Here is a 23,919-nt window from a genome sequence, read left to right on the forward strand (position 1 = left end):
TCGCACTGTGAAGGAGAGAATTCAGAAATTAATAAAGAAGAAGGGAGCCGAATGGCTCCCTTTGGTGATTAACTCGCCTTTTTGACCTGTGGCAGGTCGAAGGCTTTGCGCAATGCGCGAACGAACGCCTTGTCGTGACAGATGGTTTTCCCTGGGCTGTCAGAGAGTTTTGCGACCGGCTTGCCGTTACATTCCACCAGTTTAATGACGATATTCAGTGGTTTTACCTGGGGGATATCGCAGGTAAGACGAGTACCAATACCGAAGCTCAGGTTAACGCGTGAAGAGAAATGACGATAGAGGTCGACCGCTTTGGGCAAATCGAGATTATCCGAGAACACCAGCACTTTGCTGTGCGGGTCGATACCCAGTTTCTCATAGTGGGCGATCGCTTTTTCGCCCCATTCAACCGGGTCGCCAGAATCGTGGCGTAGCCCCTGATAACGGGTCGCAAATTCCGGCCCGAAATCACGCAGGAACGCGTCCATGGTAATGCAGTCGGTGAGCGCGATCCCCAGCTGATCTGGGTACTCGGCAAGCCAGGCAGCCAGTGCCGCACGCTGGCTGGTCGCGAGGTCGGGGCTGATTTGCTGATGCGCCTGGAACCACTCGTGCGCCTGTGTACCCATTGGGGTAAGGTCAAGACGACGAGCGAGATCGTAGTTGCTGGTACCGGTGAACCACGGCTCCTGCTGGAGACGTTTGACGATCGCTTCCTGCACCTCGCGGGAGAAACGACGACGGGTACCGAAATCCATCAGGCGGAACGCGGACATATCAAGGTCTGCGGTCATACGCGTGAAATCAGTGAGTTTATGCTCAAGCATTTCAAGCGCCTGCGGTACGCCTTCTTCCGGCGAACGATAGCGATGAACCAGCTCGCTTATTACCGCCAGTAGCGGCACTTCCCACATAATGACTTCACGCCACGGGCCATCGAGCCGAATGTTCAGCTTGCCGTTATCATTGGTGACGGTCACCTGTTGCGGGTCATAGCGAAAATCGCGCAGCCAGGTCAGGTAATCTTCTTTAAAGAAGGGCAGCCCGGAAAGCCAGCGATATTCCTCATCACTGAGCTTCAGCGAGCGCATAGCGTCTACCTGTTCCCGAATGGCATCAGCATAAATGCCCAGCAGATCGTCACCACGGCAGCGGAATTCCGCCGCGACGTTTACGTCGTAGTAGTGGTGAAACACCGCCTGCTGCATGTGCAGTTTGTAGGCATCCGTATCAAGCAACGAATGCAGAACAGGAGTCACGAATTGAGTCATGGTGCGCAATAGCATCCTCTCACAGGAGCGTTTAGTAAAATAAACAACAGGGAGATTAGCAGGAGTATACCTTGTTTATTCATTTATTGAACCCCGATCACATCATAAGCCCTGCTAAGGGGCTAGGGCATTTCGTGCCAATGTGTTATCCAAATGTAGCAATTTTTGGTATTTGTCTGGAAAAGATGAAGATTCTGCATAGCGCGATTTAAACAACAGGAATAGACTGGATACGACATTTTACAAACGACGCTAAAGGTTTTTTATGACACAACAGCCCCAAGCCAAGTACCGCCACGACTACCGTGCGCCGGACTACCTGATCAGTGATATCGACCTGGCCTTTGACCTGGATGCCGCAAAAACCGTCGTGACGGCCCAAAGCCAGGTTTCCCGTCATGCAGCGTCCGATGTGCCGCTACGTCTGGATGGCGAAGATTTGACGCTTATTTCCGTACATGTGAACGGCGAGCAGTGGACGAACTATAAAGAAGAAGAGAAGCAACTGGTTATCAGCGGCTTGCCAGAGCGTTTTACGCTGCTAATTGTGAATGAAATCAGCCCGGCGTCGAACACCGCGCTGGAAGGGCTTTACCAGTCTGGCGAAGCGCTGTGTACGCAATGCGAGGCGGAAGGTTTCCGTCACATCACTTATTATCTCGATCGCCCGGACGTTCTGGCGCGTTTCACTACCAAAATTACCGCCGATAAAGCGAAGTATCCGTTCCTGCTGTCTAACGGCAACCGCGTCGCGCAAGGCGAGCTGGATAATGGCCGTCACTGGGTGCAGTGGCAGGATCCGTTCCCGAAACCGTGCTACCTGTTCGCGCTGGTCGCGGGAGACTTCGATGTCCTGCGCGATACCTTCACCACCCGTTCCGGGCGCCAGGTGGCGCTGGAGCTGTTTGTCGATCGCGGTAACCTTGATCGCGCGCCGTGGGCGATGACCTCACTGAAAAACTCCATGAAATGGGATGAGGAGCGTTTCGGCCTCGAATACGACCTCGACATCTATATGATTGTCGCCGTTGACTTCTTTAATATGGGCGCGATGGAGAATAAAGGTCTCAACATCTTTAACTCCAAATATGTGCTGGCGCGTACCGACACCGCGACGGATAAAGATTATCTCGATATCGAACGCGTCATCGGTCACGAATATTTCCATAACTGGACCGGGAACCGCGTCACTTGCCGCGACTGGTTCCAGCTCAGCCTGAAAGAAGGCTTAACCGTTTTCCGCGACCAGGAGTTCAGCTCCGACCTCGGTTCGCGCGCGGTGAATCGCATCAATAACGTGCGTACTATGCGCGGGTTGCAGTTTGCAGAAGATGCCAGCCCGATGGCGCATCCAATTCGCCCGGATAGTGTTATCGAGATGAACAACTTCTACACTCTGACCGTCTACGAGAAGGGCGCGGAAGTGATTCGCATGCTGCATACCCTGCTGGGGGAAGCGAATTTCCAGAAAGGGATGCAGCTCTACTTCGAACGTCATGACGGCAGTGCCGCAACCTGTGATGATTTTGTACAGGCGATGGAAGATGCCTCCAACGTTGATCTGTCGCATTTCCGCCGCTGGTATAGCCAGTCTGGTACGCCAATCGTCAGCGTGCATGATGATTACAACCCGGAAACCGAGCAGTATACGCTGACCATTAGCCAGCGTACGCCAGCGACGGCAGAGCAGCAGGAAAAACAGCCGCTGCACATCCCATTCGATATCGAACTGTATGATAACGAAGGGAAGGTGATCCCGTTGCAGAAAGACGGGCATCCGGTACATAACGTGCTCAACGTCACCCAGGCAGAGCAGACCTTTATCTTCGATAACGTCTACTTCCAGCCGGTGCCGTCGCTGCTGCGTGAGTTTTCAGCCCCCGTTAAGCTGGAATATAAGTGGAGCGATCAGCAATTAACCTTCCTGATGCGTCATGCGCGTAACGACTTCTCCCGCTGGGATGCGGCGCAAAGCCTGCTGGCCAACTACATCAAGATTAACGTCAACCGTCACCAGCAGAATCAGCCGTTGTCGCTGCCTGTGCATGTGGCTGATGCGTTCCGCGCCATCCTGCTGGATGAGAAAATCGACCCAGCGCTGGCGGCTGAGATTTTGACCCTGCCGTCGGCCAACGAAATCGCAGAACTGTTCGATGTTATCGACCCGATCGCCATCGCTGCCGTTCGCGAAGCGCTGACCCGCACGCTTGCCAATGAACTGGCAGATGAATTCCTGGTTATCTATAACGCCAACAAATTGCCGGAGTATCGTGTTGAGCATGAAGATATCGGCAAGCGTTCGCTGCGTAATACTTGCCTGCGCTATCTGGCGTTTGGCGAGCGCGAACTGGCGGATAAACTGGTGCGCCAGCAATATCATCAGGCCGACAATATGACTGATGCGCTGGCGGCGTTAGCGGCATCCGTAGCGGCAGAGCTGCCGTGCCGCGATGTGCTGATGCAGGAGTACGACGACAAATGGCATCAGGATGGCCTGGTGATGGACAAATGGTTCATCCTGCAAGCCACCAGCCCGGCGGATAACGTGCTGGAAACGGTGCGCAAGCTGTTGAATCACCGCTCATTCACCATGAACAACCCGAACCGTATACGCTCACTGATTGGCGCATTCGCCAGCAGTAACCCGGCTGCGTTCCACGCGCTGGACGGTAGCGGCTATCAGTTCCTGGTTGAGATGCTGACTGAACTCAATAGTCGTAACCCGCAGGTGGCTTCACGCCTGATTGAGCCGCTGATCCGCCTGAAACGTTATGATGCAAAACGTCAGGCGCTGATGCGTGCGGCGCTGGAGCAGTTGAAAGGGCTGGAGAATCTTTCCGGGGATCTGTACGAGAAGATTACCAAAGCGTTAGCGTAACAACAGTGCCGGATGGCGCTTCGCTTATTCGGCCTGGAATGACATTCTCTGGTAGGCCGGGTAAGGCGTAGCCGCCACCCGGCTTTTTTTACGCATGTTCAAACTGCTGATGAAACGCCGGAACACGAATATCACGGCGGTGAAGGGCCTGCCAGAATGTCTCCAGCGCACTATCCAGACGCCCCTGCAGGTTAGGGCTGAAGTTCGGTTTGTGCTGGTAATCCGTAACCTGACTGTCGTCGGCAAACACGCCATGCAGGATCTCCTGGGCTTTCAACGCGCTCAGTACCGGTTTCAGTGCGTAATCCACCGCCAGCATATGAGCAACCGTACCGCCTGTGGCTAATGGCAGCACCACTTTCCCCTCCAGCGCACGTTCGGGCAGCAGATCCAGCAGCGTTTTTAACGCACCGGAAAATGACGCTTTATAAATCGGCGTGGCAACGATTAAGCCGTCGGCCTGAGCCAGTTGCTCGGTCAACGTTTTCAGTGCCGGGCTGTCAAAACGTGCATAAAGCAAATCTTCTGGCTCGAAATTTTGCAAATGCCAGTGGCAAACCTCAACATCCACCGCCGCCAGTTTTTCACGGGCGTACTCCAGCAATGCGCTGGAACGTGAGGGAAAACGCGGGCTTCCCGCTAAGGTGATGACGCGCATACACTCTCCTTATAACAAAATGTGGTTATTTATCTAACATTGATAACAATAAGGATGAGTCTCGCAGACCCCCGAACGAACGCTAAATAATTTTTCTGCGGTTCGATTGCCGAAAAACGCATATGCGCGGCGTCGTACAAGGGCGGGGGAGAGAAAGAAGAAGGTCTCCTGGGAAAACGATTGCGTTTAATACGCTTTTTTTGCCGCAGGTCAATTCCCTTTCTGTGCGGGATAGCACATAATACGCCCCCGGTTTGCACACCGGGAATCCAGGAGAGTTCATGTACTACCCCTTCGTTCGTAAAGCCCTTTTCCAGCTCGATCCTGAGCGCGCTCATGAATTTACTTTTCAGTCATTACGCCGGGTAACCGGAACGCCGTTTGAAGCGCTGGTTCGCCAGAAAGTGCCTTCAAAACCGGTGAGCTGTATGGGATTGACCTTCAAAAATCCGCTGGGTCTGGCGGCCGGTCTGGACAAAAATGGCGAGTGCATTGATGCGCTCGGTGCGATGGGTTTTGGTTCGATCGAAATCGGCACCGTCACCCCGCGTCCACAGCCGGGGAACGATAAGCCGAGGATCTTCCGTCTGGTTGATGCCGAAGGTTTGATCAACCGTATGGGCTTTAATAACCTGGGTGTTGATAACCTGGTTGAGAACGTTAAAAAAGCACATTTCGACGGCGTGCTGGGTATTAATATCGGTAAAAATAAAGATACGCCGGTTGAGCAGGGTAAAGATGACTATCTGATTTGTATGGAAAAAATCTATGCTTATGCTGGATATATTGCCATCAATATCTCTTCGCCAAATACCCCAGGGCTGCGTACACTGCAATATGGTGACGCGCTGGATGATCTGCTTTCCAGTATTAAAAATAAACAGGCTGAACTTCAGGCGAAACATCATAAATATGTTCCTGTGGCAGTGAAGATCGCGCCGGATCTTTCTGTTGAAGAGTTGATCCAGGTTGCCGATAGTTTAGTTCGCCATAATATTGATGGGGTGATCGCAACCAATACCACATTGGATCGTTCTCTGGTCCAGGGGATGAAAAATTGCGATGAAACCGGTGGACTGAGTGGTCGTCCATTGCAATTAAAAAGCACCGAAATTATCCGTATGCTTTCCGGCGAATTAAACGGGCGCTTGCCTATTATTGGCGTAGGCGGAATTGATTCCGTTATTGCCGCCCGCGAGAAGATTGCAGCCGGGGCGACACTGGTGCAGATCTATTCCGGGTTTATTTTTAAAGGCCCACCGCTGATTAAAGAAATCGTTACCCACATCTAATCTTTTATCTCATTATGTGAACCAGGGCTTTATTTTAAGCCCTGGTTGCTTTATATTTCCTCATTGTTGCTTATTTAAACATTTTAGTCTTTTATTATTTAGGCAGTAAAAACGACGCGGGAAAGATTACACAGCAAACGGATGCTGAAATGAGGGGAGCGGACAATGCGAATTAAACCAGACGATAACTGGCGTTGGTATTATGATGAAGAGCACGATCGTATGATGCTCGATTTAGCCAATGGCATGTTGTTCCGTTCGCGTTTTGCTCGCCGGATGTTAACTCCCGATGCCTTCGACCCTACCGGATTCTGCGTTGACGACGCGGCGCTCTATTTCTCCTTTGAAGAAAAATGCCGCGACCTCGAACTCTCTAAAGAACATCGCGCTGAACTCATTCTTAATGCGCTGGTGGCGATTCGCTTCCTGAAGCCGCAAATGCCGAAAAGCTGGCATTTCCGCGCCCATGGCGATTGTTGGTCCCCGGTGACGGGTGATGCAGCATGCGTTTGGCTGAGCGATACCGATCAACAGGTCAATCTGTTGGTGGTGGAGCCGGGTGATAACGCCGCGCTATGTCTGCTGGCCCAGCCTGGGCTGGTGCTGGCCGGGCGAATGATGCAGTTGGGCGATGCTATCAAAGTGATGAATGACAGGCTGCAACCCCAGCCAGGCCTGGCGGGTTACAGCCTGGAGCAGGCGGTTTAACTTCGCAATTTCAATGCGGTTTTTGGCACACAGCTACAGCACAATATGGTGCCATCGTTGCCAATCGCGCTCTTCTTGAGCGGGCTCACTTCACCTTCTTCCAGCGTAATGCGGCAGCTCCCACAAATTCCCGCGCGGCAGGAGTAGGGAACACGAATTCCCTGCTGTTCAAGCTGTTCCAGTAACACCTGCTGGTTATTCCCGTTAAAGGTTTGTCCCTGCCAACTGATATCGACTTTGGTGGCCGCGTTATCTTCAACGGCTAACGTGTCGTCATCTGCGCCCGCGCCGTACAGTTTGCCAGGCCCGGTGGCGAGGACTTCCACTTCATCGCCCACACGAACCACGCCGCTGTTACGCGGGATCAGGTTCTGGCCGAAATCGACGTCGCCATTATCCTGCGCGGTGCGGAAAGCCTGCAGCGTATGCAGCGGTTCGCCTGCCGGATGCTTCTGGCCTCGTTCCGGGCTAATGGTGGTGAAAATGCAGCGACTGCACGGCTTCACCACGTCAAAAACGACTTCGCCAATGCGAATCGTCTTCCAGGTATCTTCATCCCATGCCTGCGCACCGGTCACCACCAGATTCGGACGGAACTGCTCCATTTTGACGCTGGCCGGGCAGCGCTGCTGTAAATCGCGCAGCGAGGCTTCGTTGGTCAGCAGGTAGGGGAAACCGTCGGCAAAGGAGAGCGGCACCGCATCGTGACGTTTTACGCGGCGAGTGAGCGTGTCGCCAAGCCAGCGCAACTGCACATCGCGTTTAAAGAATGGCGAGAGCCATTGATTGATCGCATCCGGAGCGATGTGGGCGGTAAAATGGTTGCCCCACACTTCCGTTGGCGCAGCCTGCGCAGTGAAATCGGCAAAACGCACCAATGCGCTGCTACCATCGGGTGCGGTTAAATGCAGACCGTCGCGGAGAATAGCGGGGGTGAAGCGCACCATCGCCGGGTACTGTCGCGCGGTGATAAACGTGCCATCGGGTTCGGTCACCATAAAGATGCGGTCGAACGCCATTCCGCTGATATCAGCAAAGGCGTGAGTGAGCCCGATACCCCTCATGGATTTCACCGGGTGAATGAAAAGTCGCGATAACGTCAGCATGACGCATTCCCTGAGTCAGAAATAAGCCTTTAACTTTATGACATGGGGCCGAGATTGGCTATAATGCGCAACAATTTTCTGCAAGTAAAAGTGATGATATGAATTCTCTGTTTGCCAGTACGGCCCGTGGGCTGGAAGAGCTGTTAAAAACTGAACTGGAAGGTCTGGGCGCGCAAGAGTGCAAAGTAACCCAGGGTGGGGTCCATTTTCAGGGAGACACGCGCCTTCTTTATCAAAGCCTGATGTGGAGTCGCCTGGCGTCGCGCATCATGATGCCGCTGGGCGAGTGCAGTGTCTGGAGCGATCTGGACCTCTATCTCGGCGTGCAGGCGATCAACTGGACGGAGATCTTTACCCCGAACGCCACTTTTGCTGTGAGCTTCAACGGGCTGAACGATGAGATCCGTAACAGCCAGTACGGTGCGCTGAAAGTAAAAGACGCCATCGTCGATGCCTTTACGCGCAAGAATTTGCCGCGCCCGAATGTCGATCGTGAAAATCCGGACCTGCGCATCAACGTGCGGTTGAACAAAGAGAAGGCGTTTATCTCTCTCGATCTGAGCGGTGAGGGCCTGCATCTGCGCGGCTACCGCGATCGTACCGGTCTGGCACCAATCAAAGAGAACCTGGCGGCGGCAATTGTTATGCGTTCTGGCTGGGTGCCGGGTACGCCACTGCTCGATCCGATGTGTGGTTCCGGTACGCTGCTGATTGAAGCGGCGATGTGGGCGACCGATCGCGCGCCGGGGCTGCATCGCGGCCACTGGGGCTTTGGCGGCTGGGCGCAGCACGACGACGCTATCTGGCAGGAAGTGAAAGCCGATGCGCAAACCCGCGCACGGGCAGGCCTTGCGGCTTATGAATCCCGTTTTTACGGCTCTGATACCGACCGTCGCGTAGTGGAAATTGCGCGCAGTAACGCCCGTCGCGCCGGTATTGGCGAGCTGATTACCTTCGAACAAAAAGACGTGGCGCAGCTAACCAATCCATTGCCGAAAGGCCCGTACGGTACCGTTATCAGCAACCCGCCATACGGTGAGCGTCTGGAGAGCGAACCGGCGCTGATTGCCCTGCACAGCCTGCTGGGCCGCATCATGAAAAACCAGTTTGGCGGCTGGAATTTGTCGCTGTTCAGCGCCTCGCCGGAACTGCTGAGCTGCGTGTCGCTGCGTGCTGAACGCCAGTTTAAAGCCAAAAACGGCCCGCTGGATTGTATCCAGAAGAACTATCACGTGTCGGAAAGCACCGGCGAAGTGAAGGCCACCGTCGCGGAAGACTATGCCAACCGTCTGCGCAAAAATCTCAAGAAACTGGAGAAGTGGGCGAAGCAGGAAGGCATTGAGTGCTATCGTCTGTACGATGCTGACCTGCCGGAGTATAACGTGGCGGTCGATCGCTATGCTGACTGGGTCGTCGTGCAGGAATATGCGCCGCCGAAAACCGTTGATGCGCACAAAGCACGTCAGCGCCTGTTTGATATTATTGCCGCAACTATCGCCGTGCTGGGCATCGCGCCAAACAAGCTGGTGCTGAAAACCCGTGAGCGCCAGAAAGGCAAAAATCAGTACGAGAAAATGAACGAGAAGGGCGACTTCATGGAGGTGAGCGAATATAACGCCCGCCTGTGGGTTAACCTGACGGATTATCTCGATACGGGCCTGTTCCTCGACCACCGCATCGCCCGTCGCATGCTGGGTCAGATGAGCAAAGGCAAAGATTTCCTTAACCTCTTCTCCTACACCGGTAGCGCCAGCGTGCACGCGGGCCTCGGCGGTGCGCGTTCCACGACCACGGTGGATATGTCACGCACCTATCTTGAATGGGCCGAGCGTAACCTGCGTCTGAATGGCCTGACCGGTCGTGCTCATCGTCTGATGCAGGCGGATGTGCTCGCCTGGCTGCGCGATACCGACGAACAGTTTGACGTGATCTTCATCGATCCGCCGACCTTCTCCAACTCAAAACGTATGGAAGATGCGTTTGATGTACAGCGCGATCACCTGCGCCTGATGAAAGACCTGAAGCGTCTGCTGCGTAAGGGCGGCACCATCATGTTCTCGAACAACAAACGCGGTTTCCGTATGGATCACGACGGCCTGACCGAACTGGGACTGAAAGCACAAGACATTACCCATAAAACACAGTCTCAGGATTTCGCCCGTAACCGTCAGATCCACAACTGCTGGCTGATTACCGCAGCCTGAAAGGAATAAAGAATGTCATTAATTAGTATGCATGGCGCGTGGCTGTCGTTCAGCGATGCGCCGCTCCTCGATAATGCCGAACTGCATATCGAAGATAACGAACGAGTCTGCCTGGTTGGTCGTAACGGCGCGGGCAAATCGACGTTGATGAAGATCCTTAACCGCGAGCAGGGTCTGGACGACGGACGCATTATTTACGAACAGGACCTGGTTGTGGCGCGTCTGCAACAGGACCCGCCGCGCAACGTCCAGGGCAGCGTGTATGATTTCGTCGCCGAAGGCATTGAAGAACAAGCGGTTTACCTGAAGCGTTATCACGATATCTCGCATCTGGTCATGACCGACCCGAGCGATAAGAATTTACAGGAGCTGGCGAAAATTCAGGAACAGCTGGATCACCATGGCCTGTGGCAGCTTGAAAACCGCATTAACGAGGTGCTGGCGCAGTTAGGCCTCGAACCTGATATGGAGCTGGCATCGCTTTCTGGCGGCTGGTTGCGTAAGGCGGCGTTAGGCCGTGCGCTGGTCAGCGCACCGCGCGTGCTGCTGCTTGACGAACCAACGAACCACCTCGATATCGAAACTATCGACTGGCTGGAAGGGTTCCTGAAGACATTCAAAGGCACCATTATTTTCATCTCGCACGACCGTTCGTTTATCCGCAACATGGCCACCCGTATTGTCGATCTCGATCGCGGCAAGCTGGTCACCTACCCGGGGAATTACGATCAGTATCTGCTTGAGAAAGAAGAAGCGCTGCGCGTGGAGGAATTACAAAACGCTGAATTCGATCGCAAACTGGCACAGGAAGAAGTGTGGATCCGTCAGGGCATCAAAGCGCGTCGTACCCGCAACGAAGGCCGCGTTCGCGCACTGAAAGCGATGCGTAATGAACGTAGCGCACGCCGTGAAGTGATGGGCAGCGCCAAAATGCAGGTCGAAGAAGCGTCTCGCTCCGGTAAAATCGTCTTTGAAATGGAAGACGTGAATTACCAGGTCGACGGTAAAGTGCTGGTGAAAGATTTCTCTGCGCAGGTACAGCGCAGCGATAAAATCGCGCTGATTGGCCCGAACGGCTGCGGTAAAACCACCTTGTTGAAACTGATGCTGGGTCAATTGCAGGCCGACAGTGGGCGCATTCACGTCGGAACCAAGCTGGAAGTCGCCTATTTTGACCAGCACCGTGCAGAGCTGGACCCGGATAAAACGGTGATGGACAACCTTGCGGAAGGTAAGCAAGAAGTGATGGTGAACGGGAAACCGCGCCACGTTCTGGGCTACCTGCAAGACTTCCTGTTCCACCCAAAACGTGCCATGACGCCTGTGCGAGCACTCTCTGGTGGTGAGCGTAATCGTCTTCTGCTGGCACGCCTGTTCCTCAAACCCAGCAACCTGTTGATTCTCGATGAACCGACCAACGACCTGGATGTCGAAACGCTCGAACTGCTGGAAGAGCTGATTGATGGTTATCAGGGCACCGTTTTGCTGGTCAGCCACGATCGTCAATTTGTTGATAACACAGTCACCGAATGCTGGATCTTCGAAGGCAACGGTAAAATTGGTCAGTATGTCGGCGGTTATCACGATGCGCGCGGTCAACAGAGCCAATCACAGGCGCAAAAACAAGCTATTGTTAAGAAAACAGCCGAAGCGACGCAGCCTAAAGCAGAAACTGTCAAGCGAACCAGTACCAAATTAAGCTATAACCTGCAGCGCGAGCTGGAACAGCTTCCGCAAAAGCTGGAAGATCTTGAGGCGAATCTGGAATCGTTGCAGGCCCAGGTGGCTGATGCCTCCTTCTTCAGCCAGCCGCACGACCATACGCAAAAAGTGTTGTCTGATCTGACGCAGGCCGAGCAGGCGTTAGAAGAGGCGTTTGAACGCTGGGAATATCTGGAAGCGTTAAAAAACGGTGCCTGATACCGAGGAGTTTTCATGTGCGATCAACATCATGCCGCGCGGCATATTCTGTGCCGTCAATGTGACATGCTGGTGGCGTTGCCGCACCTTGAACATCGACATAAAGCGGAGTGCCCACGCTGCGGCACGACGCTGACCACCGTATGGGACGAGCCGAGAACCCGTCCCACTGCTTATGCCATTGTCGCGCTTTTCATGCTGGTGCTGGCTAATCTCTTCCCCTTCATTTACATGAAGGTGGCGGGGGTTAACAGTGAAATTGAGCTGCTGGAAATTCCGCGCGTGCTGTTTACCGAAGATTACGCCAGCCTGGGCACCTTCTTTATGCTGTTTGTCCAGCTCGTGCCTGCTTTTTGCCTGGTCACCATTTTATTGCTGGTGAATCGGGTAAAAATGCCGGTTCGTGTGAAAGCCTATCTGGCCAGAATCCTCTTCCACTTAAAATCCTGGGGCATGGCAGAAATCTTTCTCGCTGGGGTGCTGGTCAGTTTTGTGAAGCTGATGGCCTACGGTGATATTGGTATTGGCAGCAGTTTCATTCCCTGGTGTCTTTTCTGCCTCCTGCAATTGCGCACTTTTCAGTGCGTCGATCGCCGCTGGTTATGGGACGACATTGCCCCGATGCCGGTGCTTCAAACTGAACCTCAGCCCGGTGTAACGGGGATTCGCCAGGGGCTGCGTTCATGCGCGTGTTGCACCGCGATTTTGCCTGCCGATGAACACGTTTGTCCGCGTTGTCATTCAAAAGGATACGTGCGCCGCAAAAACAGCCTGCAATGGACGATGGCGCTGCTGGTGACTTCTATCATTCTTTATCTTCCGGCGAATATTCTGCCGATCATGATTACCGATCTGCTGGGCGACAAAATGCCTTCGACGATTCTCGCCGGGGTGATTTTGCTGTGGAGTGAAGGCTCCTACCCGGTGGCAATGGTCATTTTTATTGCCAGTATTATGGTGCCTACGCTGAAGATGATTGCTATCGCGTGGCTCTGCTGGGATGCGAAAGGGCATGGCCGTCGTGACAGCGAGCGCATGCATCTGATTTATGAAGTGGTGGAATTCGTAGGGCGCTGGTCGATGATTGATGTGTTTGTCATCGCAGTGCTTTCTGCATTAGTAAGAATGGGCGGACTGATGAATATCTACCCGGCGATGGGCGCACTGATGTTTGCGCTGGTCGTGATAATGACCATGTTTTCCGCAATGACCTTTGATCCTCGACTGTCGTGGGATCGGGATCCGGAATCAAGCCATGAGGAATCGTAATAGCATGGAAACGAAGAGTGGGGAGGCCAAAGTGCAGAAGGTGAAGAACTGGTCTCCGGTCTGGATCTTCCCGATTGTCACTGCGCTGATTGGTGCATGGATCTTGTTTTACCACTATAGCCACCAGGGGCCGGAGGTGACGCTCATCACCACCAATGCCGAAGGTATTGAAGGCGGTAAAACCACGATTAAAAGTCGTAGCGTTGACGTGGGCGTGGTGGAAAGCACTACGCTGACGGACGATCTTACGCACGTGGAAATTAAAGCACGCCTGAATGCCGGCATGGAGAAACTGTTGCACAAAGACTCCGTTTTTTGGGTCGTGAAGCCGCAGGTTGGGCGTGAAGGTATCAGTGGGCTGGGTACCTTACTCTCCGGCGCGTATATCGAGTTGCAGCCCGGTAATAAAGGCGGTCAACAGGAAGATTATCAGTTGCTGGATCAGCCGCCGCTGGCGCCGCCGGATGCCAAAGGTATCCGCGTGATCCTCGACAGTAAAAAAGCCGGGCAGTTGAATCCGGGCGATCCGGTTCTGTTCCGTGGTTACCGTGTCGGATCTGTCGAAACCAGCACCTTTGATGCGCAGAAGCGGACGATCAGCTATCAGTTGTTTATCACTGCGCCAAACGATCGTCTGGTGACCAGTAATGTTCGCTTCTGGAAAGACAGCGGTGTAGCGGTCGATCTCACCTCTGCCGGGATGCGCGTAGAGATGGGTTCGCTCACCACGCTGTTTAGCGGTGGTGTCAGTTTTGACGTGCCGGAAGGGCTGGATCTCGGTCAGCCGGTAACAGAAAAGAGCGCTTTCCGCCTCTATGACGATCAAAAAAGTATTCAGGACTCTCTCTATACCGAGCATCTTGATTACCTGATGTTCTTCAAAGATTCCGTACGTGGCCTGCAACCCGGCGCGCCCGTTGAGTTCCGCGGTATTCGCCTGGGGACGGTCGGTCAGGTGCCGTTTGATGTGAAAGGTCTGCGTCAGGCGCTGAATAACGACTATCGTATTCCGGTGCTGATCCGTATCGAACCAGAACGTCTGGCAAATCAGCTGGGCGAGCACCCGGATTTGGGCAAACATCTTGAAGAGCTGATGAAACGTGGCCTGCGCGGCTCGCTTAAAACGGGCAACCTGGTGACCGGCGCGCTGTATGTAGACATGGACTTCTATCCGAAAGAGCCGCAGATGACCGGTATCCGTGAGTTTAGCGGTTATCAGATTATCCCAACCGTAAGTGGTGGTCTGGCGCAGATTCAGCAGCGTCTGATGGATACGCTGGACAAATTCAACAACCTGCCGCTGAATCCGATGATTGAGCAGGCAACCAATACGTTGACCGAAAGCCAGCGCACGATGCGTCAGCTGCAAACGACGCTGGATAATCTGAATAAGATAACGGCCAGCCAGTCTATGCAGCAGTTGCCGGAAGACATGCAGAAAACGCTGCGCGAGCTGAATCGCAGTATGCAGGGCTTCCAGCCGGGCTCGGCCGCTTACAACAAGATGGTCGCGGATATGCAACGTCTGGATCAGGTATTGCGTGAGCTGCAACCGGTTCTGAAAACGCTGAACGAGAAGAGTAACGCGCTGGTGTTTGAAGCGAAGGATAAAAAAGATCCAGAGCCTAAGAGGGCGAAACAATGAAAAAATGGATAGTGCTGGCGGCGGCCTGCCTGCTGGCAGCCTGTAGCAGTAGCGGTGAGAATAAAACCTACTACCAGTTGCCAGTGGACAAAGGCACGGTGCAAAACAGCGCCAGTGCCGGTCAACACCTGTTATGGGTAGAGCAGGTTACCGTTCCGGATTTCCTCGCCGGGAGCGGCGTGGTGTATCAGACCAGCGACGTACAGTATGTGATTGCCAGCAATAACCTGTGGGCCAGCCCGCTTGACCAACAGCTACGTACCACGCTCATCGCCAACCTGAGCAACCAGTTGCCAGGTTGGGTGATTGCTTCGCAACCTCTGGGCCACGATCAGGATACGCTTAACGTGTCGGTGAATGGGTTCCATGGGCGCTATGATGGCAAGGTCATTGTCAGCGGTGAATGGTTGCTGAACCATCAGGGACAACTGATTAAGCGTCCGTTCCACATTGAACTGGCGCAACAGAAAGATGGTTATGATGAGATGGTGAAAATGCTGGCGCAAGCCTGGAGCCAGGAAGCGGTCTCTATTGCCCGCTCTGTCAATCAGCAACTATAAGTAGAATTAATCATGCTAAGACCGCCGTGGGTGTAAAACCCACGGCGTTTTTTTTGTTTTTATGCTCAGCAGGTTAGTTGTCCCGCCTCACATTTTTTGTACAAATGAACTCGTAGATAGCTCACAAATATGACACTGGCGTGAATTTTGCGCATTGACGATAGTGATGATTCAGGTTATTCGTAATGTGTGGTTGCACACTTTGTAATCACTGTTTTCATTTCCACCAGATAAAAGTAATGAGGGAAACGAGGCATGAAGAGACAAAAACGAGATCGCCTGGAACGGGCACATCAGCGTGGGTATCAGGCCGGTATTGCCGGTAAGTCGAAAGAAATTTGTCCTTACCAGACGTTAAATCAACGTTCACACTGGCTCGGAGGCTGGCGAGAAGCCATGGAGGACAGGACAGTTATCGCCTGACGCTGTCTCTTTAGAAGAAACCTCCGCGATGCGGAGGTTTCGCGTTAATGCGGAGTCTTAGAACGCAGAAGTATCCTGGAACAACCCAACCTTCAGGTCGTTAGCGGTATAGATAAGACGACCATCAACCAGTACTTCGCCATCCGCCAGGCCCATGATCAGACGGCGGTTAACGATGCGCTTGAAGTGAATACGGTAGGTCACTTTCTTCGCGGTCGGCAGTACCTGACCGGTGAATTTCACTTCACCCACGCCCAGCGCACGGCCTTTGCCTTCACCGCCAAGCCAGCCAAGATAGAAGCCTACCAGCTGCCACATGGCGTCCAGACCCAGACAGCCTGGCATCACCGGGTCACCGATGAAGTGGCAGCCGAAGAACCACAGATCCGGGTTGATATCGAGTTCTGCTTCAACATAGCCCTTATCAAAATTGCCGCCAGTTTCGGTCATTTTAACGACACGATCCATCATCAGCATGCTAGGGGCTGGTAACTGCGGGCCTTTCGCACCAAACAGTTCACCGCGACCAGAGGCAAGAAGATCTTCTTTTGTATAAGATTCGCGTTTATCTACCATGTTTTCAGTAAGCCTTATTTTGAGTTCGGGACGCAGGATAGCTAACACGTGTACGCTGAACAAGTCCGATCAGTTCGAATTGAACCAGCCCAGCCAGCGCAACGGCCACGGATAACGATGCCGCGCGTCGGGCTGTGAGGCCTGCGCGATACGTTCCTGAATCGTTTGCAACAAATTCGTCTGCCCTTCAGCATCCCAGTTTAACTGGGTGAGAAGCGGCAGGGCCTCGGTCACATCATCGACCGCCCATATAGAAAATTGTCCGGCTTCAACCGCTTCCTGCACTTCCACTGACAGACTTAAATGGCGCACGTTGGCGTTGGGAATAATCACGCCCTGTTTACCGTTCAAGCCGCGCTGTAGACAGATAGCAAAGAAGCCTTCGATTTTTTCATTCAAACCGCCAACCGGCTGAGCGCGTCCAAATTGATCGACGGAACCGGTGATGGCAATGCCTTGATTGATAGGTACGCCGGAAAGGGCGCTTATCAAGGCACACAGCTCAGCCATGGACGCGCTATCGCCATCCACTTCGCTGTAAGACTGTTCGAAGGTTAATGATGCGGAGAACGGGATTTGCTGATCGAGTTCGAGTTCCGACATCAGAAACGCCTGCATGATCATCATGCCTTTAGCGTGAATGTTACCGCCAAGCTCGGCCTTGCGTTCGATATCTGTGAATTCGCCGTCGCCGATATGCACAACGCAGCTAATACGAGAAGGTTCACCAAAGGCGCGAGGGTGACCAGGGAATTCAATCACCGACAGGGCGTTAATCTGCCCGATACATTCACCTTCTGTTTCAATGAGAATCTGCTCAAGCAGGATCTCGTCCTGCATCCGCTCGGCCAGATAACCTTCACGCCACTGACGCTGCTCAAGCATGGTTTTGAGCTGCTCGTCGCCAATGGTTTCACCTTCACAGAACGGCGCGGTTTCGCGCAACTGACGGCTTATCCACAGCGGACAAAGCGGCAGCGTTTCCTGATCGCCGGTGTAGCGAGCGCCTTCCTGAATCAGACGCGGCCAGGCATCGGCCGCGAGCATCGGCAGGTTTGCATCACGCGCGACCAGCTGAACCCACTGACACCACTGTTTGATGGTCTCTTCATCGGTGAGCTGCAAATTGTCTTCATACTCGCAGTAGAGTGACTTTTCCGCCAGCTCAGGTTCCATTTCCTGGAAATCGGCCAGCGCGTCACGATCGCCAACCAGCATCACCTTCAGCGACAGCGGCATGGAAGGGATCGTGACGGGTAACGGACGTGACTCATCAAAGGAGAGCCACTCAAAACGCTGCTGGGTCACCTGCGATTTTAGACGCATCCACAACAGGGGCTGAGCCAGTAAGGCGCGCAGAGAGAGAATCAGCACGCCACCGTTGGCTTTGTGCACCAGACCAGGCTGAAGCGAAATATCGCCATTAAACTGACGCACGCAGCCGAACAGCTGCTCGGCTTCCACCCAGTCGGCAAAAATGACCGGGCCAGAGCTTGCGAAATTATCGTCCGGCGACGTTGCCGGAGAGACACTGACCTGGCCTGCGGCGATGGAATAGTTCACGCCGGTCAGGCGAGACGCTGAATCACCACGCAAGGCGTGGGTCGTGTTGTTAAGCAGTTGCAGGTACGCTTTTTCTTCTGGCGCTTTCACCAGTAAAAAGTCGCTGACGCCCTGAGGGTGCAGAAACTGCTCCAGAGCATAGTGCAAGCGAGCCTGCAGCTCGCTGAATAAGGATTCATTAACTGACGAGATTTCAGGCAGGGTAAATAGCGCCTGGTATGCATCAGTCGCAGGGGCAAGGTCGCGCCGGGAAAGAGTATTTATGGTCAAAGTCGCTATTTTTAGTCAGATGTAAAGCGCGAGATTATACCTTATGCCGCAGGGAAGCTCACGGAGAATAGGGCGGTTATTCTGATATCGCCGACATTGTTTTCACACTCACAGATTTCTTCTCAGCACATTGGCAAAAAACTGATATCCTGAAAAGAGTTACACGGTCACCTTGGGATCGCAATGAAATATCAACAACTGGAAAATCTTGAGAGCGGGTGGAAGTGGAAGTACCTGGTGAAGAAGCACCGGGAAGGCGAACCGATCACCCGTTACATTGAAACCAGCGCCGCGCAGGAAGCGGTTGATCTCCTGCTGAAACTTGAGCACGACCCGGTACAGGTGAATGAGTGGATTGCGCAGAATATCAATCCCGGCCTGGTGAATCGCATGAAGCAAACAATTCGTGCGCGCCGTAAACGTCATTTTAACGCCGAACATCAGCATACGCGTAAGAAGTCGATAGATCTGGAATTCGCCGTCTGGCAGCGTTTGGCAGGTCTGGCTCAGCGACGCGGCAAAACCTTATCAGAAACCATTGTGCAGTTGATCGAAGACGCGGAAAACAAAGAGAAATATGCCTCGAAGATGAGCACCCTGAAGCAGGATCTACAGGCGCTATTAGGCAAAGAATAATCGTTTAAACCTTTTGTTCAGGCCAAAAAAAAACCCCGCAATGCGGGGTTTTTTCATAAGACGATAACTTAAGCCTGCGGCTGAGCTACAACGTCTTTGATACCTTTAACTTCGATCTCTACGCGACGATCCGGAGCCAGGCAGTCGATCAGTGCAGCGCGAGCTTTCACGTTGTCACAGGTGTTGCCAGTAACCGGGTTGGATTCGCCCATGCCACGTGCAGAGATTTTGTCAGAAGGAATACCTTTAGAGATCAGGTAATCAACAACGGACTGAGCACGTTTCTCGGACAGACCCTGGTTGTAAGCGTCAGAACCGATGCGGTCAGTGAAGCCCAGAACAACTACGGAACCGTCTTTCGGATCCAGGTTGCTCAGCTGGCTGTACATCTGATCCAGAGCCTGCTGGCCTTCTGGTTTCAGAGTTGCTTTGTTGAAGTTGAACAGAACGTCAGACTTCAGAGTGAAGTGTTTGGTCTGTACTTCTGGAGCCGGAGCCGGAGCCGGTGCAACTACTGGAGCTGCATCTTCCTGCTGGCCGAAACGGTAGGAAACACCTACGCTCAGCAGGCCGTTGTCCGGACGACCACCAACGGTGTTCGCGTCACCGATGTTGTTAGTCCACTGGTATTCCAGACGGGTAGCGATGTCACGGGTAACCGCGTATTCAACGCCGCCAGCGAATACTGGGGATACGCCAGTGTCGTGGTCTTTGAAGCCGGTGTTGTTTTTAGCGTCTGCACGCCAAACCATACCACCCAGACGAGTGTAGATGTCCAGATCGTCAGTGATTGGGTAACCCAGTTTAGCGGTCAGCTGAACGCCCTGAGCTTTGAAAGCACCGTTCTGCTCGCTGCCTTTGTACGGCATGCGGCCTAACCAGTCATAACCCATTTCGAAACCAACGTACGGGTTAACCTGATAACCACCGAAGGCACCTGCGCCCAGCTGGCTTTCATGGGTCGGACCGTTGTTGTCGATCTGGTTGTTACCGACATCGTGGAACTGAGACCAACCCAGTTTAGCACCAGCATACCAGGTGTTATCTTTCGGAGCGGCCTGCGCTACGGTAGCGAAACCAGCCAGTGCCACTGCAATCGCGATAGCTGTCTTTTTCATTTTTTGCGCCTCGTTATCATCCAAAATTTGCCATGAAAATCTAAAAGACTCACGGTTAAATCCTTCACCGGGGGCGTGACTTATTAATTACTCAGCAGATCTCTGCGGCGTAAGCTGATCACCCCTGGCGATGTAAAGTCTACAACGTAGTTGGAAACTTACAAGTGTGAACTCCGTCAGGCATATGAAAAAAAAGGGGTTGTATACACAATATTTAACATTTACGGCTAGAATTTATGCGAGATAAAATTCTGAGAACCGCATCACATCAGCGTTCTCAGGAATTTCAGCTCCTGAAACATGCTCTTAACGAGAGCGCAAAAAAATTTCCAGGAAAATTCCTAATTTCTTTTAATGATACAAATTTGAGTGAATTTTTAGCCCATTCAGTTGTCCTGCTGGATGAGAGGAAGAGTTAACCGGGCGCATGATAAACGCCATGGCATTTCCTTCCTCGGCCGCATTCATCAAGCGGGCATGTTCCTGCTCCGACAATTCTTCCGCCACCCAGGCGATAACCACACTATAGTTCCCTGTACGTAATGCGCGCTCCATGGCGTCAAGCATGTTGTACGAGGACATCTGGCGAAGCTGCATGACTTTGGATAATGGTAGACCGGAAGCCTGAACCCACTGGCGACTCAGTTTTTGCTGAGGCGTAAGCCACAGCTGCCAGCGCGATTGCTGACCGAGCTGTTGTAATAAAGGCAGCAGGAGTAACTGCGCCATCATGGGTTGATCTTCGCGATAAACCACCTCGCTTACCAGGGCAGGGGAGGCCTGTACAGGAGACGCGAAACTGTGATGAGTCGCAGACGCAGCCGCGACAGAAGAACGATTTACAACACCAGATGTATACATAGCTCATCCAACCTTGTGGGTTACTGTATGAATATACAGTACTACCCCTGACACTAAAGATCAACCCCATTTTCTGAAAGCGACTCGCAAATTCGCACACCAAATTCACACAGTTCTTGCCGTGTCGACGGAAGTTACTTATGTTGCTCATTACCGGATCTATTAACAGTTCCAATGTTTGCAACCACATGATTAGTAAAGGATAATCATGAAAAAAATATCATATAAACGGATTTATCAATCCCAGGAATATCTTGCGCCGCTTGGGGTCGTGCGTTCCCGATCGCTCTTTGGGGGCTATAGCCTCTCGGTAAACAACACGGTGTTTGCCATGGTCTCAGAAGGAGAACTGTATTTGAGGGCTTGTGAAGAAACGGCTGTTTATCAACGTAAAGAGAAAACGCCACTCTTAACGCTTAAGAAGAGAGGCGGCCCACTGCAACTTAACTATTTTCACGTTGATGAAACCTTATGGCAGAACCACAAATTATTGCTGCGCTTAAGTAAGCTTTCATTAAAAGACGCACTGCGAGAGAAAAACGGTCGTCAGGTTTCACAGCGACTGAAGGACTTACCCAATCTCTCCTTCCATATGGAGTTATTAATGGCTGAGGCGGGAATCAAAAACGTGGCCGATTTACGCCAGTTAGGCGCAAAAGACGCGTGGGCGAAATTACGCCGTCTGCGCGAGAATCTGAGCGTAGGGTTTATATTATCGCTCGAAGGGGCGTTGACCGGCGTTCACGCTGCAGCCGTTCCTTTGAGCCGACGCGATGAGTTGATTGACTGGGCAAGCGCGTTGAACATCCACACGCCCGCCCAGGTCGATTAAGCGAGCACGCGTTGCTGCAGACGGCAAATTTCCGGTAGCAGGGCAACCAGCAAGCCGATTTGTTGCACAACCAGCGGCTCTTTACTGTCCGGGCGTGGCTCAAGATGGCGGATGCGTTCCGCCAGCCCAACCAGCGCTTCCTGAACACGATCTTCATCCGTAGGCAGATGATGGAAAGCGTCGTCGACATAGCACACGGCATCGTCCAGCAGGGCCAGGATATCCGGGTTAGTGAGCTTTTCACGGTGTGCGCCGAGCGCGGAGATATAGCTGGTGAGCGTATGGTTCAGGCACAACAAACGGAATGCTGTTTCTCGCATCTCATTGGTGACCTTGGGTTCCGTCGACATATTTGATACGACCGACGCCAGTTCAGCATCGCGATTATGTGCGTCGCGGCGGGCAATACGATAGGCAAGACGGTTGTCGCGTCCCTGATGATACTGTTCGAGAATCGCATCCAGATAGCGGCAGTTCGCATTCACTGCACGGGCAAGCACCCGAGGGAGATCTCGGAACTTCCAGTCCGGCCAGATAAAACTGACAGCGAACCAGGCGATACCACAACCGATCAGCGTATCGATAACGCGCGGCAGCGCTACCTCAAAGCCTTCTCCCAGCAGGTTGAAGCACAACAGCACCAGCAGGGTAATGAACATCGTGGCGTGGGCGTATTGGACATTACGAAAGGCGAAGAACAGCACCCCGGTTATCACAATCAGCACCAGTTGCCCTTCCAGCGACGGCACCAGCAAGAGAACAGGAATACCCAGCGCCACGCCGACCAGTGTACCGATAATACGCAATGCCAGACGATGGCGCGTGGCGTTGTAGTTTGGCTGGCAGACAAACAGGCTGGTGAGCAAAATCCAGTAACCGTGGTTCAGGCCGGTAAGCTGGATAAATGCATACCCGGCGCAAAGCACCAGCGACATTCTTACCGCGTGGCGGAACAGGGCAGACTCCGGAGACATATTCATGCTCAGACGCAGGCGAATATCGCTAAAGCCGTGCAGGCCGTCATCGGCGAGCAGGGTTTCCGTTTCGCTTTTTGCCTGGGCTTGCGCCTGTTCGGATTCGATAGTGGCCAGCTGTGCGTCAATCGCCCGCAGGTTATTAAGCAGAAAGCCCAACGCTTTCATCTGTTCTGGTGACGCACCACTTCCCCGGACGCGATCTAACGCGGCATCCAGATGGGTAAACGCCCGCTCAAAACGGCTGTCATGCTGGTAAGGCGTACGCAGCAAAATCGCTTTCGAAAGCTGCTGGCAAGCCTGCGCCTGCATAGAAAGCAGACGCTGGAAGCGGAACATCACGTCACTGTAGCGGAAAGTATCGCGTAACGTCTGATACTGAATATGCGAGGAGCTGGCCCGCTCGTGGATATCCTGCGCCACAAAGTAGTAGTGCAGTGTGCGACGCGTCCCGCGCTGGCCACGGTCGCCGCGCAGACGCGTCAGCAACGAGGTTTTGGTCTGGTTGAGCGTCGCCATCAGCTTGCCGTTTGCCAGTGCCAGTTCATACAGCGGAGCCTGGTTTTCGTCTTCAATGTCTGGATCGAACAGACGTGATTTCAGTTCCAGATAATGTGCCAGCTGTTCGTAGGTACGGGCGATATTATCCTGTAACGGACGGATCGGGAAAATCAGATGCCCGGTGAGGGTTAGCAGGTTATACCAGACAGCGCCGGCGATCAGCAGCATCGGTTGCTGATACCACTGGGAATAGAGGGAAACGCCCAGCATGGTATAGATGGCAATCAGCAGCGCGCCAAAGGCTATTGTGGCGTAGCGCTGCCCCAGGCAACCTAAAAGAATAAACCCGGTAGTCGATACCGTCAGCCCCAGCGCAAACAGCCATGGCCAGGGGAAGAGCAATTCGACGGATGCGGAAGCAATAAAGAAGCAGATTAGCGTAATGACCAGATTACGCAGACGTCCAGCTAAACGATCGTCAAGGTCGGTCAGCGCCGCCGCAACGACGCCGAGAGTTAATGGAATGGTCAGTTTTGAATCGCCGAGCCACCACGGCAGCGCCGTGGTGCCACACAGGGCGATAAAAATCCTGACGTTATAAAGCCATGCGCTGTTCCATGTATAGCGGCGTAGCAGGGGACTTAACATAAAGAT

At 53.2% G+C, this 23,919-nt stretch carries 19 protein-coding genes; 11 read left to right on the top strand and 8 right to left on the bottom strand.

All coding sequences use genetic code 11. The features are described from left to right. Positions 1 to 68 precede the first annotated feature (68 nt). On the bottom strand, positions 69 to 1,271 hold the full coding sequence (pncB, locus tag F0Q32_RS00720; RefSeq protein ID WP_149461527.1) for a nicotinate phosphoribosyltransferase: 1,203 nt from the start codon (positions 1,269 to 1,271) through the stop codon (positions 69 to 71). Positions 1,272 to 1,536: 265 nt separating this feature from the next. On the opposite strand from pncB, the gene pepN reads away from it, so the two are divergent. Next, positions 1,537 to 4,149 carry an aminopeptidase N gene (pepN, locus tag F0Q32_RS00725; protein ID WP_149461528.1) on the top strand — a complete coding sequence of 871 codons (2,613 nt, stop codon included), beginning with the start codon at positions 1,537 to 1,539 and terminating at the stop codon, positions 4,147 to 4,149. Positions 4,150 to 4,237: 88 nt separating this feature from the next. On the opposite strand, the gene ssuE is transcribed toward pepN, so the two are convergent. Then, positions 4,238 to 4,807: an NADPH-dependent FMN reductase gene (ssuE, locus tag F0Q32_RS00730; RefSeq protein ID WP_149461529.1), complete on the bottom strand. Its 570-nt coding sequence runs from the start codon at positions 4,805 to 4,807 to the stop codon at positions 4,238 to 4,240. A 281-nt stretch (positions 4,808 to 5,088) separates the two neighbouring features. Between ssuE and pyrD the strand changes: the two genes are divergently transcribed. Together pyrD and zapC are read left to right on the top strand one after the other, a co-directional pair. Next, positions 5,089 to 6,099: a quinone-dependent dihydroorotate dehydrogenase gene (gene pyrD, locus F0Q32_RS00735; RefSeq protein ID WP_149461530.1), complete on the top strand. Its 1,011-nt coding sequence runs from the start codon at positions 5,089 to 5,091 to the stop codon at positions 6,097 to 6,099. A gap of 165 nt (positions 6,100 to 6,264) precedes the next feature. After that, the gene (gene zapC, locus F0Q32_RS00740; protein ID WP_149461531.1) at positions 6,265 to 6,807 is read left to right on the top strand and encodes a cell division protein ZapC; all 543 of its coding nucleotides are present in this window, start codon (positions 6,265 to 6,267) and stop codon (positions 6,805 to 6,807) included. Here the strand turns inward: zapC and F0Q32_RS00745 are convergent. Then, positions 6,804 to 7,913 carry a YcbX family protein gene (locus tag F0Q32_RS00745; RefSeq protein WP_149461532.1) on the bottom strand — a complete coding sequence of 370 codons (1,110 nt, stop codon included), beginning with the start codon at positions 7,911 to 7,913 and terminating at the stop codon, positions 6,804 to 6,806. The genes zapC and F0Q32_RS00745 overlap by 4 nt on opposite strands. Positions 7,914 to 8,011: 98 nt before the next feature. On the opposite strand from F0Q32_RS00745, the gene rlmKL reads away from it, so the two are divergent. From rlmKL to rmf, 6 genes are all read left to right on the top strand, one after another. Continuing rightward, entirely contained in the window at positions 8,012 to 10,117 is a 2,106-nt protein-coding gene (rlmKL, locus tag F0Q32_RS00750) for a bifunctional 23S rRNA (guanine(2069)-N(7))-methyltransferase RlmK/23S rRNA (guanine(2445)-N(2))-methyltransferase RlmL (protein WP_149461533.1), read from the top strand. A 12-nt stretch (positions 10,118 to 10,129) separates the two neighbouring features. Further along, complete coding sequence (locus tag F0Q32_RS00755; RefSeq protein ID WP_149461534.1) at positions 10,130 to 12,037, top strand: ABC transporter ATP-binding protein; 1,908 nt, start codon at positions 10,130 to 10,132, stop codon at positions 12,035 to 12,037. 15 nt (positions 12,038 to 12,052) lie between these two features. Then, positions 12,053 to 13,306, top strand: a complete 1,254-nt coding sequence (gene pqiA / locus F0Q32_RS00760; protein ID WP_149461535.1) for a membrane integrity-associated transporter subunit PqiA — start codon at positions 12,053 to 12,055, stop codon at positions 13,304 to 13,306. 4 nt (positions 13,307 to 13,310) lie between these two features. Next, the gene (pqiB, locus tag F0Q32_RS00765; protein ID WP_149461536.1) at positions 13,311 to 14,951 is read left to right on the top strand and encodes an intermembrane transport protein PqiB; all 1,641 of its coding nucleotides are present in this window, start codon (positions 13,311 to 13,313) and stop codon (positions 14,949 to 14,951) included. After that, on the top strand, positions 14,948 to 15,511 hold the full coding sequence (gene pqiC / locus F0Q32_RS00770) for a membrane integrity-associated transporter subunit PqiC (RefSeq protein WP_149461537.1): 564 nt from the start codon (positions 14,948 to 14,950) through the stop codon (positions 15,509 to 15,511). The genes pqiB and pqiC overlap by 4 nt, the downstream gene beginning before the upstream one ends. Positions 15,512 to 15,766: 255 nt before the next feature. After that, a complete protein-coding gene (gene rmf, locus F0Q32_RS00775) occupies positions 15,767 to 15,934 on the top strand; it encodes a ribosome modulation factor (protein WP_015965056.1) in 168 nt (55 codons plus the stop codon). 57 nt (positions 15,935 to 15,991) lie between these two features. Here rmf and fabA read toward each other — a convergent pair whose 3' ends face one another. Together fabA and F0Q32_RS00785 are read right to left on the bottom strand one after the other, a co-directional pair. Beyond that, complete coding sequence (gene fabA, locus F0Q32_RS00780) at positions 15,992 to 16,510, bottom strand: bifunctional 3-hydroxydecanoyl-ACP dehydratase/trans-2-decenoyl-ACP isomerase (protein WP_010429339.1); 519 nt, start codon at positions 16,508 to 16,510, stop codon at positions 15,992 to 15,994. A gap of 69 nt (positions 16,511 to 16,579) precedes the next feature. After that, positions 16,580 to 18,343, bottom strand: a complete 1,764-nt coding sequence (locus tag F0Q32_RS00785; RefSeq protein WP_149461538.1) for a Lon protease family protein — start codon at positions 18,341 to 18,343, stop codon at positions 16,580 to 16,582. 183 nt (positions 18,344 to 18,526) lie between these two features. Between F0Q32_RS00785 and matP the strand changes: the two genes are divergently transcribed. Then, entirely contained in the window at positions 18,527 to 18,979 is a 453-nt protein-coding gene (matP, locus tag F0Q32_RS00790) for a macrodomain Ter protein MatP (RefSeq protein ID WP_149461539.1), read from the top strand. 68 nt (positions 18,980 to 19,047) lie between these two features. Here the strand turns inward: matP and ompA are convergent, their stop codons facing one another. After that, the gene (gene ompA / locus F0Q32_RS00795) at positions 19,048 to 20,097 is read right to left on the bottom strand and encodes a porin OmpA (protein WP_149461540.1); all 1,050 of its coding nucleotides are present in this window, start codon (positions 20,095 to 20,097) and stop codon (positions 19,048 to 19,050) included. 351 nt (positions 20,098 to 20,448) lie between these two features. Then, the gene (gene sulA, locus F0Q32_RS00800) at positions 20,449 to 20,958 is read right to left on the bottom strand and encodes an SOS-induced cell division inhibitor SulA (RefSeq protein ID WP_149461541.1); all 510 of its coding nucleotides are present in this window, start codon (positions 20,956 to 20,958) and stop codon (positions 20,449 to 20,451) included. 208 nt (positions 20,959 to 21,166) lie between these two features. Here sulA and F0Q32_RS00805 point away from each other — a divergent pair, with 208 nt between their 5' ends. Beyond that, positions 21,167 to 21,790, top strand: a complete 624-nt coding sequence (locus F0Q32_RS00805) for a TfoX/Sxy family DNA transformation protein (protein WP_149461542.1) — start codon at positions 21,167 to 21,169, stop codon at positions 21,788 to 21,790. On the opposite strand, the gene yccS is transcribed toward F0Q32_RS00805, so the two are convergent. Further along, entirely contained in the window at positions 21,787 to 23,913 is a 2,127-nt protein-coding gene (gene yccS / locus F0Q32_RS00810) for a YccS family putative transporter (protein ID WP_149461543.1), read from the bottom strand. The genes F0Q32_RS00805 and yccS overlap by 4 nt on opposite strands. Between the last annotated feature and the right edge of the window lie 6 nt (positions 23,914 to 23,919).

The organism is Pseudocitrobacter sp. 73 (assembly GCF_008369545.1).
In the GTDB taxonomy this organism is placed as follows: Bacteria; Pseudomonadota; Gammaproteobacteria; order Enterobacterales; family Enterobacteriaceae; genus Pseudocitrobacter; species Pseudocitrobacter vendiensis.

Bases quoted from the DNA above. Each gene is read 5' to 3' on its own strand.
- pncB (WP_149461527.1), bottom strand. From the start codon at position 1,271: ATGACTCAATTCGTGACTCCTGTTCTGCATTCGTTGCTTGATACGGAT.
- pepN (WP_149461528.1), top strand. From the start codon at position 1,537: ATGACACAACAGCCCCAAGCCAAGTACCGCCACGACTACCGTGCGCCG.
- ssuE (WP_149461529.1), bottom strand. From the start codon at position 4,807: ATGCGCGTCATCACCTTAGCGGGAAGCCCGCGTTTTCCCTCACGTTCC.
- pyrD (WP_149461530.1), top strand. From the start codon at position 5,089: ATGTACTACCCCTTCGTTCGTAAAGCCCTTTTCCAGCTCGATCCTGAG.
- zapC (WP_149461531.1), top strand. From the start codon at position 6,265: ATGCGAATTAAACCAGACGATAACTGGCGTTGGTATTATGATGAAGAG.
- F0Q32_RS00745 (WP_149461532.1), bottom strand. From the start codon at position 7,913: ATGCTGACGTTATCGCGACTTTTCATTCACCCGGTGAAATCCATGAGG.
- rlmKL (WP_149461533.1), top strand. From the start codon at position 8,012: ATGAATTCTCTGTTTGCCAGTACGGCCCGTGGGCTGGAAGAGCTGTTA.
- F0Q32_RS00755 (WP_149461534.1), top strand. From the start codon at position 10,130: ATGTCATTAATTAGTATGCATGGCGCGTGGCTGTCGTTCAGCGATGCG.
- pqiA (WP_149461535.1), top strand. From the start codon at position 12,053: ATGTGCGATCAACATCATGCCGCGCGGCATATTCTGTGCCGTCAATGT.
- pqiB (WP_149461536.1), top strand. From the start codon at position 13,311: ATGGAAACGAAGAGTGGGGAGGCCAAAGTGCAGAAGGTGAAGAACTGG.
- pqiC (WP_149461537.1), top strand. From the start codon at position 14,948: ATGAAAAAATGGATAGTGCTGGCGGCGGCCTGCCTGCTGGCAGCCTGT.
- rmf (WP_015965056.1), top strand. From the start codon at position 15,767: ATGAAGAGACAAAAACGAGATCGCCTGGAACGGGCACATCAGCGTGGG.
- fabA (WP_010429339.1), bottom strand. From the start codon at position 16,510: ATGGTAGATAAACGCGAATCTTATACAAAAGAAGATCTTCTTGCCTCT.
- matP (WP_149461539.1), top strand. From the start codon at position 18,527: ATGAAATATCAACAACTGGAAAATCTTGAGAGCGGGTGGAAGTGGAAG.
- ompA (WP_149461540.1), bottom strand. From the start codon at position 20,097: ATGAAAAAGACAGCTATCGCGATTGCAGTGGCACTGGCTGGTTTCGCT.
- sulA (WP_149461541.1), bottom strand. From the start codon at position 20,958: ATGTATACATCTGGTGTTGTAAATCGTTCTTCTGTCGCGGCTGCGTCT.
- F0Q32_RS00805 (WP_149461542.1), top strand. From the start codon at position 21,167: ATGAAAAAAATATCATATAAACGGATTTATCAATCCCAGGAATATCTT.
- yccS (WP_149461543.1), bottom strand. From the start codon at position 23,913: ATGTTAAGTCCCCTGCTACGCCGCTATACATGGAACAGCGCATGGCTT.